Here is a 2,674-nt window from a genome sequence, read left to right on the forward strand (position 1 = left end):
CACCCTGCTCCCAGCCCGAGGCGGGCGGTGCACTGACCGCTGGAGACCGCCCTGCCTCAAAAAGAAATCGAGATAGTTCGGTTACGGAGCCATCAGCGTGGCGTGTGCCGTGGCACTCTTGATCGATATGGTACGGGAGTGGTCTCAACCGGTCAGTGCATCATCTGGGCGTCCGTCTCATGCCGGAACCCCGTGGATCCCAGCACTATGCGGGTGGTGCACTGACCACTGGAGACCGCCCACGAAAGCGGGAACCCTCCAGCGCCGCCACGGTCGAGGTCGTAGACACGACCGGCAGGTAAGTTGCTGCTGGGACTGGGGGTGAACAGCTCGGAGCCGGTTGGCCTATCTTGTCGCGGTTGGCTTGGAGCTGGAGGGAAGGACTCGGGCGATGGGCTTGGCTGATCCGGTGCAGGTGCGCCGACTTGCGCTGTGGGTGGCTGATGGCGCCGATTACACGCGTGCGGATGCGGCTCGGGTGGCGGCCGCGGCGGGGGTGGGTTGGGAGTCCACGGCGGCGGAGCGGTTCAAGCGGCGGGTGGAGCATGGTGCGGGGCTGCTCCGGGCGGCGGCGCAGCTGGATCGAGCCTGTCAGATTTTTTGTGTAAGGGCCGTTCCCGTGTTCCGTTAACTACCGGTCCGCGCTCTCCGCCCGACTCGGGACCTTTCTCGCCGCTCTACCCGGATTTGTGATCCGTCCCGGTAGTTTCGGACATTCCGGCGGGAGTGGGTTCCGATACCGCCTGTCCGGACTTCCGGGTCTGTATTTCGTGTTTCGGTCTCCGGGCCCGGCGGTGTGTTTTCCGCCCGGCTGGGATGTGTTCACCGTATCGCGAACGGCGGGACGGTTGGTAATGACACGCCGGGATGTCGGGTGTTTTCCGCTGGTCGTCTCGGCGGTCACGGCGAATCCTTCTCCGGGTCGGTCATGTCGGATAGCGCCTCGGCGTGGACGAGCAGGTCGAGAGCGAAGGCGGACAGCTCGCCGTCGGCGCCGTCGGTGAGCTCCCGGTAGGCGGCCTCGGCGGCGGGGTCGCCGGCGACGCGAGTCAGCACGGCGCCAGCGTGACGCAGGGCGCCCGCGAGGTCGGTGGCGTCGTCGCGGTGCAGCACGACGGTGTCGGCGAGCGCGGCGGCGATATCGTCGGGCAGGTCACGGGCGTCCATGACGCCTGATCATGACCCGGTCACAGGGCGAGGGTGGGGATGCGCCCCGGGTAGGCGGTGGCGAGCTCGGCCAGCGCGGGCCGCCAGCCCTGCGCGGCGTGTCCCTCGATGAGCCGGCCCGGCGCGTTGCGCTGGCTGGCGGGCTTGCCGTGGTCTTTCTCCCGTGCCCGGGCGCGTTTGTCCTCGATGTCCACGATCGCCAGCCACAGGAGCTTGACGACGGCGTCGTTGGAGGGGAAATGTCCCCGGTTCTTGATGATTTTCCGGAGCTGGTAGTTGAAGCTCTCGATCGCGTTCGTCGTGTAGATGATTCTGCGTAGGTTCGGGGTGAACTCCAGAAAAGGGATGAACTGCTCCCAGGCGCGTTCCCACACCGCCACCGACGCCGGGTGCTTACGGCCCAGGTCGGACTCGCCGAAAGTCAGCAGGGCCTGCTCGGCGGCGTCGAGGTTCGCCGCGGTGTAGATCGGCCGCATCGCGGTGGCGAGAGTCTTGCGGTCGGTGTAGGAGGCGTAGCGCAACGCCGCCCTGATGAGGTGGACGGTGCAGGTCTGCACGGTCGTCAGCCCGTAGGTCGTCCCGATCGCCTCCGGCAGCCCGGACAGGCCGTCACAGCAGACGATCAGGATGTCGCGCAGCCCCCGGTTACGCAGCTCCGCCATCACCGTCGCCCAGTGCCGCGCCGCCTCGACCTGCTCGACCCAGATCCCGAGCACGTGCTTGACTCCGTCGAGGTCGACACCGACGGCCAGGTGCACCGCCTTGTTCCGCACCGCGTTGCCGTCGCGGACCTTCGCGACCAGCGCATCGACGTAGACGATCGGGTACACCTCGTCCAACGGCCGCACCTGCCAGGCCTTCATCTCGTCGAGGACCTCGTCGGTGATCCGCGAGATCGTGTCGTGGGACACCTCCACCCCGACCGTGCGCGCCAGATGATGACCGATGTCGCGCACCGTCATCCCACCCGCATACAGCGAGATCACCGTGTCCGACACACCCCCGACCCGTCGGGTGCCCTTCGGGAGCAGCCGCGGCTCGAACGTCCCCGCCCGATCCCTCGGCACGTCGATCTCCACCGGACCCACCTCGGTCAGCACCGTCTTGCGGCTGCTGCCGTTACGCGAGTTCGGGACACCACGGCCCGCCGCGTCACCCCTGCCGTAGCCGAGATGGTCGTCGAGCTCGGCCGCCAGCCCCCGCTCCAACACCTGCTTGATCACACCCGTGAGCAGGCCACCCGGCCCCGTCAACTTCAACTCGCCGCCACCCGCCCGAGCCTCGGCGACCAGCGCGGCGGCCAGCTCCTCTCCGATCCCGTCCGGCAGCGCGAGCCCTCCTCCGCCGCCACCAGCCCGCGCGGGCGACTCCTCCGGAGGGTCCTCGACTCCACCGACCTGTCCGACTACTCTCGGCATTTACGATCTCCTTCGCTGTGGGTGCTCCGTCACACCCGTTCAGGCACTCTAAGTATCAACCCCCTTACACGAAGCATCTGACACCCTCC

Annotated in this window: 2 protein-coding genes; both read right to left on the reverse strand. The window is 67.8% G+C overall.

Annotated features, from left to right (window positions below; all coding sequences use genetic code 11):
• Positions 1-900: 900 nt before the first annotated feature.
• On the reverse strand, positions 901-1,167 hold the full coding sequence (locus tag MJ785_RS21665) for a hypothetical protein (RefSeq protein ID WP_239342528.1): 267 nt from the start codon (positions 1,165-1,167) through the stop codon (positions 901-903).
• 20 nt (positions 1,168-1,187) lie between these two features.
• On the reverse strand, positions 1,188-2,585 hold the full coding sequence (locus MJ785_RS21670) for an IS256 family transposase (RefSeq protein ID WP_370653030.1): 1,398 nt from the start codon (positions 2,583-2,585) through the stop codon (positions 1,188-1,190).
• Positions 2,586-2,674: the final 89 nt, after the last annotated feature.

It is taken from the genome of Protofrankia sp. CiT1, assembly GCF_917627335.1.
Classification (GTDB): domain Bacteria; phylum Actinomycetota; class Actinomycetes; order Frankiales; family Frankiaceae; genus Protofrankia.